Genomic DNA, 15,239 nt, shown 5'->3' on the forward strand with positions numbered 1-15,239 from the left:
GCTAGTGCCACTTTTTAATTAAGTGAGCCATTAATAAACAATTGATGGCTTTTTACACACCTTTATCCCTTCATTGTCATTATTTGCGTTCAAATTCCCCAATAAAACGACAAACTTGATTGTTTCTAGCCAAAAATTTGATAAGTTAGAAAAGATTTATCCACATTTTTGGAGCTCTCATGCGTAAGACCTTAGTAGCAACTACAATTGCTAGTGTTTTTTTATTATCTGCTTGTAGTTCACAGCAAGCTGACACTCAAACTCAAGTTGAAACTGCCGCTGAAACACAAACAGCCAATGTTGAAAACGTTCTTTTCAAGCCAAGCCCTTTACAATACATGGCCCCTGAGTTTGATAAAATTTCAACCAAAGATTACGAGCCAGCGTTTGAAGCAGGCATCGCACAGCAAAAAGCTGAAATTGCAAAGATTGCAAACAACCCAGAACCAGCAACATTTGAAAATACCCTTGTTGCAATGGAGTTCTCTGGTGAGCTATTAGACCGCACATCTGCGGCATTTTTTAACTTATCAGGTTTAATCTCTGACAGTGAGTACCAACGTATCGCCGCGAAAATGGCGCCGATTATGTCAGCTCACACTGATGACATTTACTTAAACAAAGCTTTATTTGCTCGCGTACAAAGCATTTACGACAACAAAGCCTCATTAAATGCTGAAGATCAACGCCTTGTTGATTACTACTACAAAAAGTTCGTTAACGCGGGTGCAAAACTAACTGAAGCTGAAAAAGCAAAAATGCGTGAAATCAATGCAGAGCTTGCCAAGCTTTCAACTGAGTTTTCACAAAATATCTTAAAATCATTCAAAGAAGATGTAATTTTAGTTAAAGATAAAAGTGAATTAGCAGGTTTATCTGAAGGTGAAATCGCAAGCCTAGCTGCCGCTGCCAAAAAAGCAGGTAAAGAAGGTTACATGATCACCCTTGTGAACACGACTCGCCAACCTATCTTACAAAGCCTTGAAAACCGTAAGTTACGTGAAAAGATTTGGACTACCTCTTCAACGCGCGCCCAAGCAACAAACGGCCCTATCATCATTAAAGAAACTAAGCTACGTGCGGAAAAAGCCGCATTACTGGGTTATAAAGATTGGGCTTCGTATGTAATGACTAATCGTATGGCGCAAACAACTGAAAATGTTTACGGCATTCTTGATGACTTAGCACCGAAAGCGGTTGCTAAAGCAGAAGCAGAAGCAGAGCAAATCCAACAAGTTATCAAAAAGTCAGGTGAAACTTTTGCACTACAGCCTTGGGACTGGGCGTTTTACGCTGAAAAAGTTCGCCAAGAGAAGTACGACTTAGACCCAGCTTTAGTTAAGCCTTACTTTGAAATGCAGTCAGTGATCCACGACGGCCTATTTTTTGCGATGAATAAACTTTACGGTATTACCTTTAAAGAGCGTAAAGACCTACCTGTTTATCACGAAGACGTAATGGTGTTTGAAGTATTTAACGAAGATGGCAGCGCTATCGGCCTATTCTACATGGACCCTTATGCACGTGAAGGTAAACGTGGTGGTGCGTGGATGAGTGCCTATGTTAGCCAAAGCGGTCTAAAAGACACCATGCCTGTGATCTACAATGCACAGAATATTCCTAAGCCAGCTGAAGGTCAGCCAACATTGATGACTTTCTCTGAAGTAACTACGATGTTCCATGAGTTTGGTCATGCTGCACATGGTCTATTCTCTAATGTAAAATACCCAAGTTTAGCGGGCACAGCAACAGCACGCGATTTCGTTGAATTCCCTTCACAAGCAAATGAAGACTGGAATATTGAACCCACAGTACTTGCAAACTATGCCAAGCACTACAAAACAGGTGAACCGATTCCAAAAGCGTTACTTGCAAAAGTACTAGAATCACAAAAGTTCAACCAAGGCTTCGATACAACTGAATATTTAGCCGCGGCACTACTTGATATGGAATGGCACTCATTTGGTGTTGATGCTGACATTACAGACGTACAAAAGTTTGAACATGATGCGTTAGACAAGCACGGTATTGCTTACTACCCGGTACCACCTCGTTATAAGTCTTGCTACTTTAGCCACACATTTGCCGGCGGTTACTCTGCAGGGTACTACGCTTATCTTTGGACTGAAGTGTTCGCAGCTGATGCGTTTGCACACATGACTGAAGAAGGTGGTTTAACACGTGAAAACGGTGATAATTTCCGTAAAGAGATTTTATCAAAAGGTAACAGCCGCGACTTAATGCAAAGCTACATTGAGTTCCGTGGTCAAAAACCAACAACAGATGCGTTATTAAAGCGTCGAGGTTTGGTTGAATAACCTAAAATTATTCGCAAAATGATGAAAGCCCGCAATTAATGCGGGCTTTTTGTTATAGTGCAATTTTTAAAATTACAAATTAATCAAACATGACCTACTTATTTGCTGTTACCCTGCTTTGGGCCTTTTCGTTTAGTCTTATTGGCGTTTATTTAGCAGGCCAAGTGGATGCATGGTTTAGTGTGTTAATGCGAATTGGCTTGGCAACTTGCGTATTTTTACCATTTTTACAATGGCGTAAGACCCCTAAGGCCCTAGCACTCAAGCTCATGGCGATAGGTGCGGTACAGCTTGGCGTGATGTACAGCTTCTATTACCATTCATTTTTGTACCTCAGTGTGCCCGAAGTACTGCTATTTACGGTAATGACACCGCTTTACATCACCTTGTTAAATGATTTGCTTGAAAAGCGTTTTAATGCCAAGTTTTTATTCGCCGCAATGCTAGCTATTTTGGGCGCCGTCGCTATTCGTTACGAAGGGGTTGATGAAAACTACCTCATTGGTATGTTAATGGTGCAGGCAGCCAATATTTGCTTTGCTACCGGGCAAGTAACCTACAAACGTTTAATGCAAGATGAGCAATTACCTCACTCTCGGGTGTTTGCTTGGTTCTTTATTGGCGCGTTAATTGTCGCACTGATTTGTTACGGTTTATTTGGCAATACTAGTAAGCTACCCACCACAACGACGCAATGGGGCGTGTTAATTTACTTAGGCACGATTGCTTCAGGGCTTGGTTATTTCGCGTGGAATAAGGGCGCGACTATTGTCAATGTAGGTGCCTTGGCTGTAATGAATAATCTACTGATTCCAGCTGGGATCATCGTTAACATTGTGATTTGGAATCGTGATGCCGATATCATCAAGCTTGCCATCGGCGCAGCGATTATCTTATTAGCACTTATTATAAATCAGAAACTTAATAAAACTGCCACGCAGACATGATAGGCTAAACTCTATTCGATTAGAGGAATGCTGATATGCGCGCACTGGTTTTATGTTGTTTAGTTTTCGTTATTCAAGGCTGTAAGAGTCTGCCTGTGGAGCAGGCTGTTCAAGTTGGCGCGCGGCCTTATTATTTAATCGACAATATGGCAGATGGGCCCTTAAAGCAGCAACTTGCGACATGTGGCAATGGCCCTTTTTACAAAACTGACTTTGTAATTGGTCATCGCGGCGCACCCATGCAGTTTCCTGAGCATAGTAAAGAGTCATATTTAGCCGCTGCGAGAATGGGCGCTGGCGTACTTGAATGTGACGTTGCCTTTACTAAAGACAAACAACTCGTGTGCCGTCATTCACAGTGTGATTTACACACCACTACCAACATTTTAGCGATTCCTGAGCTGGCAGCAAAATGCAGCCAACCTTTTACCCCGGCCAAAGACGGCCAACCAGCTCAGGCTAAATGCTGCACCAGCGATATCACTGAAGCTGAATTTTTAACCTTAAAAGCTAAAATGGATGGCTCCAACCCAAATGCCAAAACGGTCGCAGAGTATTTGCAAGGAACACCAAACTGGCGCACTGATTTATACGCAAACAGTGGTACCGTAATGACCCACCAGCAAAGTATTGAGTTATTCAAATCACTGGGTGTAAAAATGACACCCGAGCTAAAAAGCCCAGAAGTCAGCATGCCATTTAACGGTTTTAGCCAGCAAGATTATGCACAAAAAATGCTTGATGAGTATCAGGCCTTAGGGGTGAATAGCCAAGATGTTTATCCACAATCATTTAACCTTGAAGATGTGAAGTATTGGCTAAACAATCATCCAGAATTTGCAAACAACAGTATTTACCTTGATGGCCGAGATGAGCAAGCACACTTTGATGCCATGGATGAAACAACTTGGCAGCCTTCAATGCAGACTCTATATAACGACGGAATACGCATTATCGCACCACCAATGTGGATGCTTTTGAGCCTTGATGAATCAGGTAAAATCGTGCCCTCGCTTTATGCAATTAAAGCTAAACAAGCCGGGCTGAACATTATTACATGGAGTTTGGAGCGCTCTGGGCCATTAAATAATGGCGGTGGTTATTATTATCAGTCGATTGCCAGCATAATTAAACAAGGTGGGCAAATGATGAATGTGATAGATGTTCTTGCCAAGCAAGTGGGTGTGATGGCTATTTTCTCAGACTGGCCTGCTACTCTCACTTATTACGCAAGCTGTATGCAGTACCCTGCTAGCTGAGCATCAATAAATTTCAAGGGCTTTTGCTCGTCCAAAAGGTGGGGCTGAGGTATTATTAACTAAACCGTTTTTTACAAGGATTAACATGATTATTCAGCACCATAGCCACGACATAGCGACTAAAACAGGCGCAATGCGCACCAGTATTTATCGCCCTGTAGAAGAAGGTAAATACCCGTGTGTTATTTTCTATTCTGAGATTTTCCAAGAAACAGCACCGATTGCGCGCTCTGCGGCAATACTTGCTGGTCATGGTTTTGTTGTGTTAGTGCCAGAAGTTTTTCATGAGTTAAATCCTATTGGGACGGTACTCGCCTATGATGATGCAGGTAAAGATAAAGGCAACGCCGACAAATGGGCTAAGCCTCTTGAGAGTCATGACTCAGATATTGAAGCTTTAATTGCATTTGCGGCTCAGCAAGATTACTGCACGGGAAATGTTGGTGCTATGGGCGTATGTATTGGTGGTCACCTTGCGTACCGTGCTGCTTTAAACCCAAATATCAAGGCCGCTTTTTGTTTATATGCGACAGATATACACAGCGATACCTTACCAGCACAAAAGGGGAATAACTCATTTGAGCGCATGGTAGATATCCAAGGTGAGATCCACTTTATTTGGGGCAAGCAAGACCCACATGTACCAAAAGAAGGCCGCCTTAAAATTTACCAACAAGCTGTTGCAACAGGAATTAATTACCAGTGGCAAGAAGTTAACGCACAACATGCCTTTATGCGTGATGAAGGTGAGCGATACGATCCAGCTCTTGCAATAACTATGTATCAACAAGCCGTTGCTTTATTTAATCGAACGCTTATTTAAACCGTCAGTGTGGCAACTTGATTAGTAAAATAATCCTTTAGGTAATCTAATAACACACGCAATTTTTTGCTTCCCGCGGCTCCTGGCGGGAACACCCCATAAAGCTCAATATCAGCAGTCTTGTAATCATCTAATATTGTGCGTAGTAATCCCGCTTTGATCCTTGGCAATGCATCATAAACAGGGATCTTCGCTAAACCATGCCCAGCTTCAACGAAGGCAGTTCGCGCAGCAGCGTTATTTGTACTTATGCTACCACTAACAGCCACCTCAAAGCGGCGTTTATCTTTTTTGAGCGTGACAACAGCACTACTTGGTTGATACACCACCCATGTATGCTCTGCTAAATCGGCAATGCTCTTTGGTATAGGGTATTTTGTAAAGTAATCGACTGAGCCGCATAAGCAGGTCGCCATACTTGCTAGTTTAGTCGCTTGTAAGTTTGAGCTTTCAAGGGCTACGCCTCTAATCGCTAAGTCATAGCCCTCTTTGATGATATCAACCACATCGTCACTGAGCTGTAAATCGATATCAATTTTCGGATACAAACGCCTAAACTGAGCAAGTGCAGGTACCACAAGCTGCAAACCAACATTTACCGGACAACTTAGCTTAATAACCCCAACCGGTTCACTCTTTAAGTTCTCAAGATGTAAGTTAGCAGCCTCAGCGTGCTCGGTGATAGCCTGACAACGTTCATAATAAGCTATACCCGCTTCGGTAAGGGTCATGGTACGCGTTGAGCGATTAAGTAACGTAAGCTTTAGTTGTTGCTCTAATTTCTTTAAGTGGTAGCTGACAACAGCCCTTGATAAACCTAGTTGTTGAGCTGCTTTAGTTAAGCTGCCTTGCTGCACAATATGGGCAAACACCACCATGCTTTTTAATTGCTCGAACGATACTTTCATACAGACTCCTAATCTAACCTGAATCATTGTATCAATTATTAAACCAATGAAGTCAAATTTATCTGCGTTGTTTAACTCTATTTTCGCCCCTATAGTGTTATTAACGATATTTAATAAGCAAAAAGGGATTCACTATGTCAGCTAAGAAAATTTTAATGGTACTTACTTCTCATGATGAGCTTGGCGATACCGGCCATAAAACAGGCTTTTGGGTGGAAGAGTTTGCAGCCCCCTACTACGCCTTTATTGATGCCGGGGCAGAGGTAACTTTAGCATCTGTTAAAGGTGGCCAACCACCAGTTGATCCAAATAGCGCAGCGCCTGATGCTGCAACTGATGCGACTAAACGCTTTGAACAAGACAGCGCAGCTCAAACCTTAATGGCAAATACTAAACCATTAAATGAAGTAAAAGCCGGTGATTTTGATGCCGTTTTCTACCCAGGTGGTCACGGCCCTTTATGGGATTTAGTTGATAACCAAGATTCGATTAACTTAATTGAGCAATTTCTTAACTCAGACAAGCCAGTGGGTGCCGTGTGTCACGCCAGTGCAGTACTGCTTAATGCGAAAAATTCAGCTGGTAAATCTGTAGTATTTGATAAAAAAGTCACAGGTTTTAGTAACTCTGAAGAAGATGCCGTACAGCTTACCAATGTCGTACCATTATTGGTTGAAGATGAGCTCAAAAAGCAAGGCGGGCAATATCAAAAAACCGATGATTGGGGTGTACTAGCCATTGAAGATGGCCTTTTAATCACAGGACAAAACCCAGCAAGTTCTGAGCTTGCTGCGAAAAAACTGCTTACCAAATTAGGTTAGCCCTAAACCTTAGGTAAATACCTTGTACGTCAAGGTGTTTACCTTCACTTTTAATAAGTTATACTCATTCGGTCAAATTGATTTAAGAGCTTCTCATCATGACTGAAAAAAAAGCTGTCAAACTTCCTCCTATAACTAGTAAGCGATTCGCAATTTTAGGCATTATGCTTGTGTGCCTTGTACTGCAAATAATTAATACCCTACCCGGCATAAACTTAAACGGTTTAGGTATTTTGCCACGACAAATGTCAGGCCTATCAGGGGTGTTTTTTGCGCCATTTTTACATGGTGGTTGGGCACATCTTTTCAGTAATCTAGTGCCATTTGCTATTCTCGGGTGGCTAGTTTGCCAATTTAGCGTTAAACGTTTCTGGCTGGTGTTTGCCTGTACAGCAATTATTGGCGGTTTATTAGTTTGGCTATTTGGTCGCAGCAATATTCATGTTGGACTAAGTGGTGTTATTTACGGTTTATGGGGCTACTTAATTTGCTATGGCATTATGCACCGCTCATTCAAAGCCATTTTAATTAGTATTGCGGTTGTAGTGTTATACAGCGGCCTGATTTGGGGTGTCTTCCCGCAGCGCATTCATATTTCATTCGAAAGCCATTTATTCGGCGCAATTAGCGGCGCATTCATCGGTTATATTATGGCAAAGCGTGATAAACAAAAGTACCCTAAGCTTTAAACTGAAAGCTGAGAGCTTCTAGTCTCGCAACTTCATTGTCACCATCACGACACCATGATCCGTACTCTGATCATCATAGGCAAACTGGGGGTTGATTAAATGCTGATCATAGGTGTGATAATCAACTACCTCAAAAAAGCTGCCCTGAAACCCGGCATCAAACTCACGGGATAACAGAATATAATCAAATACTGAGCTGCTACTGCCAAAATAGTGGGTGGCTTCTCTGTCGTTCTCGGTGACAACATGGCGCTGATAGAGTTGCCAACTATCTTGTAGTTTAAACTCTGAACGAGATGGGCTATTTTGCCTATGACCGCTAAAACGAAGGTGGTCAGCGATTAAATGGTTAAGCACGCCATCGTGTAACTCATTATTAAAGTCCCCCATCACAATCACAGGGTTATTGGTGTGCGCTCTGCGCTTAATAATTTCAACGAGTAACAGCGCTGCTTCACTGCCACGCTGCATACTTGATGCCCAGCGCCCAAGGGCTTGCGATTTTAACTGCATAACTAAGTTTTGCTGTTCGCTGCGGCTTTCATCATCTTGGTGCTGGAGCATGCTACGCTTTGATTTAAAGTGCACTACATAGCAATCGACCTGTCCTAAGTGAGGTACCTCAAGTGTTGCGCGAATAATGCTGCGGCTAAAGTTAAAACGAGCACTCATGCCCATAGCTAAAACATCGTCTTGTTCTGCCTCAACCTGACTTACATCAACAATTTTATACCGCGAGGCAATGGCAACGACCGGATCGCGATAAATAAAGTCATCAATCACAGTCGGTTCATCAACTACCGCAAAATAGGGATAACCCTGCGCGTTAACTTGCTGTTTAAGTTCATTAATACTGAACACTTCTTGAAAGCCAATAATATCTGGCTGCTGGTTTTTAAGGTAATCGGCCAACCAGCGCTGCTTTTTAGCCCATTGCTCAGCGCTATAAATTCGCTGAAAATCATAAAATGCGTCAGGTGGCGCTAAATAATTATATAAATTAAACGTCGCGACCTTTAATTGATAGTTTTCTATCGCTCAATTCCTTATTCGTCTAACCACTGTGTGGCAATAATTGGATCTTCAAAATATTTCACTTCGCCACTAATAAACCAGTTGCCCACTTTACTTGCCACTTGTTGCCAGTTTTTGTTGCCAAGCACTGCAATACGGCAAAATTCTTTGTTGTGTTTAAGCCCCAATTTGAAGTCATCCCAAGCGGCTTGCAACTCCCAGCCTTCTAGTTCAGTAATATCAACATAGGCTCTTATTTTTGCACCTGGGACTGCGGCTACTGCATTATCAATGAGAGGGGTGAGGGTTTTGTAATCGTCGTGCGTTAACTTACCCACCACTTTAATAGTGAGATAAAAAGTCGTACCTGTTCGCTCAAGCCCAATGGCTAAACCATGCTTTTTCATGTCATCCTCCTTATTATTCATAATTAATAACTGTACTTCCCTTGATCTATCTGATCAACTAGGATGGTAGTCTCGTAATGACATTCATTAAAGCACAATTTAGGAGTTTCAATGAGTAATACCGACAGTTATACGCCACCTAAAGTGTGGCAATGGGATGCAGAAAACGGTGGTGAATGGGCGAAGACGAATCGTCCGGTCTCAGGTGCGACCCACGAGCAAGACTTGCCCGTTGGTAAACATGATCTTCAACTCTACTCTCTTGCGACACCGAATGGCCAAAAAGTGACTATCATGCTCGAAGAGCTATTAGAGCTTGGTATTGATGAAGCCGACTACGATGCATTTTTAATTAAAATTGGCGATGGTGATCAATTCTCTTCAGGGTTTGTGAGTGTAAATCCTAATTCAAAAATTCCAGCCTTAATGGATCACAGTACTACACCCGTTACGCGCGTGTTTGAGTCAGGCGCAATTTTACAATACCTGGCAGAAAAGTTTGATTCACTAATACCAAGCGATCATGCCAGTAAAACAGAATGTCGTAATTGGTTATTTTGGCAAATGGGTTCTGCCCCCTATTTAGGCGGTGGCTTCGGTCACTTTTATAGTTACGCGCCTTTCAAAATGCAGTACCCGATAGATCGCTTTACTATGGAAGTTAAACGCCAGTTAGATGTACTAAACCGTCATTTGAGCGACCATGACTACATGGCAGGTAGCGAATATTCGATTGCTGATATAGCGATTTGGCCTTGGTATGGCAATTTAGTGCTTGGTAACCTATATGATGCAGCTGAGTTCTTAGATGTTGAGTCATACAGCCATGTTCTTCGCTGGGCGAAACAAATTGAGCGTCGCCCTGCGGTAAAACGTGGTCGCAGAGTCAATAAAACATGGGGTGATGAAACTGAGCAACTAGCTGAGCGTCACTCTAAGGATGATTTTTAAGGGCTTTATTAGCCCTTTTTTATAACTTTAAACCACATGAATAAACTCAGCAAAGAAGACATTTACCAACGCCTCAGTAACACTGAAGATGCACGTGCTTGTAAGGCAATTGATGAAGCAGCTTGTAAGGTAGTACCCGGCAATTTTATTACCTTATTAGTTAGCCAGCTATTCAGTAAATTTGCCGATGCTCTATTAAACCCAAAAGTAACCCTGCCCTGGCTTTTACAAAGCATTAATGTACCAACTAGTTTTATAGCATGGCTTGTGCCTATCCGTGAGTCTGGTTCAATGCTGCCACAACTGGCAATTGCGAGTTTAATTCGTCAGCTATCGGTCAGAAAGTGGGTGTGGGTGATTGGTGCGATTGTGCAAGCTTTATGTATTGTTGGCATGCTAGTTTGTGCTTTGACCTTACAAGGCGCAAGTGCGGGTTTTGCTATCATTGCTATTTTGATTGTCTTTAGCCTCGCTCGCGGCTTTAACTCGATTGCCGCAAAAGATGTACTGGGCAAGGTCATACCTAAACAACAACGCGGCAGCATTAGCGGTCTTGCTGCCAGTTTTGCCGGGTTTGCGACGCTCACCTTTGGTCTTGGTCTGTGGTACCTACAAAGCCTTGGCTATGAAAATGGGGTTTATGTCGCATTAATGTTGGCTGCTTTGATGTGGTTGTTTGCAGCACTCAGTTATAGTCGTATTCAAGAATACAAAGGCGCAACCGAAGGCGCTGAAAACGGCTTATTACATGCCTTATCAAAATTAAAACTGCTTTATCAAGATAAGCAATTTGCACATTTTATTGTCACGCGAGCATTGTTGTTATGCTCTGCTTTGAGTGCACCTTTTTATATTGTCCTTGCCAGTGAACAAGCTTTCGACTTTTCATTGCTTGCTACGTTTATGGCACTTTCTGGGCTTGCCAGTTTAGTCTCTGCGCCTATTTGGGGTCGACTAAGTGATTTATCGAGCCGTAAAGTATTAATGTTTGCTGCTATGCTTGTTACTGTTAATGGCTTCGCGGTGTATTTAGTTGCTTATTTCAGCCCACAAACGCTCAATGAGTTCTGGCTATTACCACTATGTTATTTTTTACTCACAGTAGCTCATCAAGGGGTTCGACTTGGGCGTAAAACCTACCTTGTTGATATGGCTGAAGGTAACAAGCGTACTGACTATGTTTCCGTCAGTAATACGGTGATTGGGGTTATATTATTATTACTCGGTAGTGTCGGCTTACTAAATAGCTATTTAACAACTGCTGAGTTGATTTTTTTCTACAGTATCTTAGGCTTAGTTGGTGCTATCAGTGCGTGGTTTTTGCCTGATGTCTAGATCCTGCCTTAAAAAAAGCGCATAATCGCGCTAATTTTGTTCCCATAAAAAGGATTTACTATGAAAAAGGCAGCTTTTGCACTTCTTACGCTACTTACACTTTCTGCTTGTAGCACCAGTGTGCCTATTCGTAACTTTGACGCTAACCCTGTACCGCAAATGGCCTCTGGCCAACATAACCTTGAAAGTATCAAAACCAATATTTTAAAAGCATGCATGAAACTAGGCTGGACATGTCGTTCAAATGCCGAAGGTCAAATCTTAGGTAAACTTGATATTCGTAAACATCAATTACGTGTTGATATTACGTTTAACGAGCAAGAATACTCTATTGATTACAAAGATTCGATAAACCTAGATTACAATGGTGAAAAGATACACCGCCAATACATTAACTGGGTTACCAACTTAATGCGCAATATTGATGCTGAATTAGCCTATAAATAAAATTGACGCAGAATCAGTAATTAAAAAAGGCGACCTACGCCGCCTTTTCTCTATTAGTTTTAAACAATTTAGCTGATGTAAAAGGTGGTAACCCCCGCTATAAAGTTTAATTGGCTAATATATTTACTTTATAAAGCCTGTTCCAAGTTCTATTTCACAGCTATGAAAAGTAGCCTAAAAAACTAACCATCCCATTCATTCGTTTAAAACGAATAAACCACTCGATTAATAGCATTATTAATTTATTTATTGCTAATTATAATGACTGCACAACTTCAGTTTTCTTAGGTGACATGATGAAAAAAGTACTTGTGTTAAATTCATCTTTAAATGGTGAACAAGGTAATTCAACCAAGCTTAGCCAACAATTTGTTGAGCAGCTTGCTAACAACCAACAAATTTCAGTAACAACTCGCGATTTAAGCGACAATGCGATTGCCCACTTAACGCAGACAGAAATGGCTGCTTGGATGACTGATGCAAACGAACGTAGCGATGAGCAAAAAGCCCTTGCTGCAATTTCTGACGATTTAATCGCGGAACTTAACGACAACGAACTTATCGTTATTGGTATGCCAATGTATAACTTTGGTATTCCATCAACATTTAAAGCTTGGATTGATCGTATTGCTCGTGCTGGTATTACATTTAAATACACTGAGCAAGGACCTGTGGGTTTAATTAAAGACAAAAAAGTCGTAGTACTTGCAGCGCGTGGTGGTATCTATCAAGGCACCGACATGGATACCCAAACTAAATACTTAAAAGATGTACTTGGTTTTGTAGGTATGACAGATGTTAACTTTATTTATGCTGAAGGCTTAGCGATGCCGGGCGCAGAGGACAGCTTAGAAACGGCGGCAAATGAGATTAAATCTTTTGCTGCTTCAATCTAAAACGCCAATACCTTAAAGCTAAGCAATAAAGCGGTCATCATGACCGCTTTATTATTATCTGTACTCAACTCTTAGTAATCTAAAACGCTTTATAACCCGTATTGCTGCTCAGAAGTTAAAAGTAGCAATAGTCATGAGTAATTTAAAAAAACAAGCAATTAATATAGTGTGGTTCAAGCGTGATTTAAGGTTTTCTGATCACACACCTCTTGCCAAAGCAGTACAATCTGATCTCCCTTGCTTGTTAGTTTATAACTTCGAGCCTTTGCTGATTGAAGACCCTCATTACAGCTTAAGACATTGGCGCTTTGTTTATCAGTCATTAGTCGATATGAATAAACAACTTAAAAAATATCAGACTCAAGTTGCTATTTATAATCAAGAAATGATCAGTTTATTTAAAACACTTAATGATGAATTTGAAATAAAGACCGTATACAGTCATCAAGAAATTGGCCTACTAAACACCTACAACAGAGACAAAGATGTTAGGCATTGGCTTGAAAAAAGAGCAATTACATGGAATGAAACACCTCTGGGCGGTGTAATTAGAGCTCGTCCCAAACAATGTGACTGGCAAGATCACTGGCACACAGTGATGAATGAATCCCTTGATAACCCTGACTGGCTCAAGTTTAAAGCAATACTACCTAAAAAATATCAAATACCGAACTACATAAATAAATTAGCATCCCATGATAAATATTTTCAATATGGCGGACCTCATGCTGCTAGAGCTACCCTGAGGAGTTTTATTGAAAGTCGTGCTGCAGGTTATCAAAAAGGAATTTCCAGCCCATCACAAAGTAGGTATGCATGCTCTAGGCTCTCTCCTTATTTAGCATGGGGAAATTTAAGTCTGAGACAAGTTTATCAGACATTAAAGTATTACCTCCCCAAGCAACCAAGAAGCTGGCGTCGTTCATTACATGCTTTTGAGTCTAGGCTTCATTGGCATTGTCATTTTATGCAAAAGTTCGAAACTCAATGCAGTATGGAGTTTGCACCGCAAAATGCAGGCTACCTGCGTTACCCTTATCGCGATGATGAACTCGTTGCAGAGCACTTAAAGCGCTTTGAGCAAGGTCAAACAGGTATTCCTATTATTGATGCTTGCATGCGCTGTCTAGCAGCAACGGGTTACATTAACTTTCGAATGCGCGCTATGTTAGTGAGTTTTATGACCCATCATATGAATATCCATTGGCAATCAGTCAGCTTTATTTTATCGCGTTATTTTTTAGATTTTGAGCCGGGTATTCACTACCCACAAATCCAAATGCAAGCATCGGTCACAGGAACTAACACTATTCGTTTATATAACCCAATTAAGCAATCAAAAGACAAAGATCCTGATGGCTTTTTTATTAAAACCTGGTGCCCTGAGCTTAAAGAATTACCCATAGAGGATCTCCACCAGCCATGGCAACAGCCACCAATGGAAGCCGTGTTTAATAATTTTAAACTAGGCGAGGACTACCCAGAGCCCATGGTCGATATAGAACGCGCTGCCAAGGATGCTCGTGAGCGATTATGGTCATTTCGAGAGCGTGATGATGTGAAGCGTGGCACAAAAGCCGTACTACGCCAGCATATTACGAGCCTTAAAAGGCAACAGCATGGTTCATAAAAAGCTTAATTTACCAAGCAAAACTTGCCCAGTTTGTGACAGGCCATTTATGTGGCGTAAAAAGTGGCAGCGTGACTGGGAGCATGTTAAATACTGCTCTGAGCGTTGCAAGCGCGAAGCGAAAAGAAATATTGGCGTTTAAGTTGCACTTATATCGTTAACTCACAGTTTTCGGCACAAAACCCTGAAAGCCTTTCACGGTAGCCGAAAAAATTTACAAAGGAGATGACAATGACGATTAAAAAATCTGCACATACGAGTTGGTCTGGTGATATTAAATCTGGCAAAGGCTATATTTCTAGTCAAAGCGGTGCGCTTGATAAACAGCCATTTGGTTTTAATACTCGCTTTGAAGATAAGCCAGGTACTAACCCTGAAGAACTGGTTGCAGCGGCACACAGTAGCTGTTTTAGCATGGCGCTATCGCTGGCATTAACAGAAGCAGGCTTTGTCGCTGACGACATAACTACCAAAGCAACAGTGAGCCTTGATGAAGTTGATGACGGCTTCAAAGTGAGCCACATTGCACTTGATGTCAGCGCGAAAATAACTGAAATTTCGACCGAAAAGTTTGAGCAACTTTGCGAGCAAACCAAGCAGGGCTGCCCTATTTCTAAACTGATGAATGCCGAAATATCACTCACCACAAAGCTTAATTAATCACACTTGGCCAAGCGTTGCTTGGCCTTTTCATACCAATATGCTTAATTAAGTATTATGGCGATTAGGTATGCGACTCTTACAAACCCACAACACTTTATTACAATGTAAATACCAGCTTGTTGTATTATGTT

16 protein-coding genes are annotated in these 15,239 nt (G+C 41.6%); 13 read left to right on the forward strand and 3 right to left on the reverse strand.

Features of this window, described 5'->3' with window-relative positions:
- Positions 1 to 179: 179 nt before the first annotated feature.
- The 4 genes from J8Z25_RS11760 to J8Z25_RS11775 all read left to right on the forward strand — a co-directional run bounded on the left by J8Z25_RS11760 (position 180) and on the right by J8Z25_RS11775 (position 5,347).
- A complete protein-coding gene (locus J8Z25_RS11760) occupies positions 180 to 2,318 on the forward strand; it encodes a M3 family metallopeptidase (RefSeq protein WP_130050969.1) in 2,139 nt (712 codons plus the stop codon).
- Between the two features lie 89 nt (positions 2,319 to 2,407).
- Entirely contained in the window at positions 2,408 to 3,265 is an 858-nt protein-coding gene (locus J8Z25_RS11765) for a carboxylate/amino acid/amine transporter (protein WP_130050968.1), read from the forward strand.
- A 35-nt stretch (positions 3,266 to 3,300) separates the two neighbouring features.
- On the forward strand, positions 3,301 to 4,524 hold the full coding sequence (locus J8Z25_RS11770) for a glycerophosphodiester phosphodiesterase family protein (RefSeq protein WP_250661080.1): 1,224 nt from the start codon (positions 3,301 to 3,303) through the stop codon (positions 4,522 to 4,524).
- A gap of 85 nt (positions 4,525 to 4,609) precedes the next feature.
- Positions 4,610 to 5,347, forward strand: coding sequence for a dienelactone hydrolase family protein (locus tag J8Z25_RS11775; protein ID WP_250661081.1), 738 nt, complete (start codon positions 4,610 to 4,612; stop codon positions 5,345 to 5,347).
- On the opposite strand, the gene J8Z25_RS11780 is transcribed toward J8Z25_RS11775, so the two are convergent.
- Complete coding sequence (locus J8Z25_RS11780) at positions 5,344 to 6,255, reverse strand: LysR family transcriptional regulator (RefSeq protein ID WP_250661082.1); 912 nt, start codon at positions 6,253 to 6,255, stop codon at positions 5,344 to 5,346. The genes J8Z25_RS11775 and J8Z25_RS11780 overlap by 4 nt on opposite strands.
- A gap of 134 nt (positions 6,256 to 6,389) precedes the next feature.
- Between J8Z25_RS11780 and J8Z25_RS11785 the strand changes: the two genes are divergently transcribed.
- Positions 6,390 to 7,076: a type 1 glutamine amidotransferase domain-containing protein gene (locus J8Z25_RS11785; RefSeq protein ID WP_167657996.1), complete on the forward strand. Its 687-nt coding sequence runs from the start codon at positions 6,390 to 6,392 to the stop codon at positions 7,074 to 7,076.
- A 98-nt stretch (positions 7,077 to 7,174) separates the two neighbouring features.
- Complete coding sequence (locus J8Z25_RS11790) at positions 7,175 to 7,765, forward strand: rhomboid family intramembrane serine protease (RefSeq protein ID WP_250661083.1); 591 nt, start codon at positions 7,175 to 7,177, stop codon at positions 7,763 to 7,765.
- 18 nt (positions 7,766 to 7,783) lie between these two features.
- On the opposite strand, the gene J8Z25_RS11795 is transcribed toward J8Z25_RS11790, so the two are convergent.
- Both J8Z25_RS11795 and J8Z25_RS11800 read right to left on the reverse strand, forming a co-directional pair.
- Positions 7,784 to 8,800, reverse strand: a complete 1,017-nt coding sequence (locus J8Z25_RS11795; protein ID WP_250662034.1) for an endonuclease/exonuclease/phosphatase family protein — start codon at positions 8,798 to 8,800, stop codon at positions 7,784 to 7,786.
- Between the two features lie 11 nt (positions 8,801 to 8,811).
- The gene (locus tag J8Z25_RS11800) at positions 8,812 to 9,186 is read right to left on the reverse strand and encodes a SpoIIAA family protein (RefSeq protein ID WP_130050961.1); all 375 of its coding nucleotides are present in this window, start codon (positions 9,184 to 9,186) and stop codon (positions 8,812 to 8,814) included.
- Positions 9,187 to 9,297: 111 nt separating this feature from the next.
- Here J8Z25_RS11800 and yghU point away from each other — a divergent pair, with 111 nt between their 5' ends.
- From yghU to J8Z25_RS11835, 7 genes are all read left to right on the forward strand, one after another.
- Positions 9,298 to 10,137: a glutathione-dependent disulfide-bond oxidoreductase gene (gene yghU / locus J8Z25_RS11805; protein ID WP_130050960.1), complete on the forward strand. Its 840-nt coding sequence runs from the start codon at positions 9,298 to 9,300 to the stop codon at positions 10,135 to 10,137.
- Positions 10,138 to 10,173: 36 nt separating this feature from the next.
- Positions 10,174 to 11,472: an MFS transporter gene (locus J8Z25_RS11810; RefSeq protein WP_167657999.1), complete on the forward strand. Its 1,299-nt coding sequence runs from the start codon at positions 10,174 to 10,176 to the stop codon at positions 11,470 to 11,472.
- A 60-nt stretch (positions 11,473 to 11,532) separates the two neighbouring features.
- Positions 11,533 to 11,919, forward strand: coding sequence for a hypothetical protein (locus tag J8Z25_RS11815; RefSeq protein ID WP_250661084.1), 387 nt, complete (start codon positions 11,533 to 11,535; stop codon positions 11,917 to 11,919).
- Between the two features lie 296 nt (positions 11,920 to 12,215).
- The gene (locus J8Z25_RS11820) at positions 12,216 to 12,815 is read left to right on the forward strand and encodes an FMN-dependent NADH-azoreductase (RefSeq protein WP_250661085.1); all 600 of its coding nucleotides are present in this window, start codon (positions 12,216 to 12,218) and stop codon (positions 12,813 to 12,815) included.
- A gap of 133 nt (positions 12,816 to 12,948) precedes the next feature.
- Positions 12,949 to 14,445 carry a cryptochrome/deoxyribodipyrimidine photo-lyase family protein gene (locus tag J8Z25_RS11825; RefSeq protein ID WP_250661086.1) on the forward strand — a complete coding sequence of 499 codons (1,497 nt, stop codon included), beginning with the start codon at positions 12,949 to 12,951 and terminating at the stop codon, positions 14,443 to 14,445.
- Positions 14,435 to 14,587 carry a DUF2256 domain-containing protein gene (locus J8Z25_RS11830; RefSeq protein ID WP_178927236.1) on the forward strand — a complete coding sequence of 51 codons (153 nt, stop codon included), beginning with the start codon at positions 14,435 to 14,437 and terminating at the stop codon, positions 14,585 to 14,587. Before J8Z25_RS11825 ends, J8Z25_RS11830 begins: the two co-directional genes overlap by 11 nt.
- An 89-nt stretch (positions 14,588 to 14,676) precedes the next feature.
- Positions 14,677 to 15,105, forward strand: coding sequence for an OsmC family protein (locus J8Z25_RS11835; RefSeq protein WP_250661087.1), 429 nt, complete (start codon positions 14,677 to 14,679; stop codon positions 15,103 to 15,105).
- Positions 15,106 to 15,239 lie beyond the last annotated feature (134 nt).

Origin of the sequence: Pseudoalteromonas sp. SCSIO 43101 (genome assembly GCF_023650775.1) — a bacterium.
In the GTDB taxonomy this organism is placed as follows: domain Bacteria; phylum Pseudomonadota; class Gammaproteobacteria; order Enterobacterales; family Alteromonadaceae; genus Pseudoalteromonas; species Pseudoalteromonas apostichopi.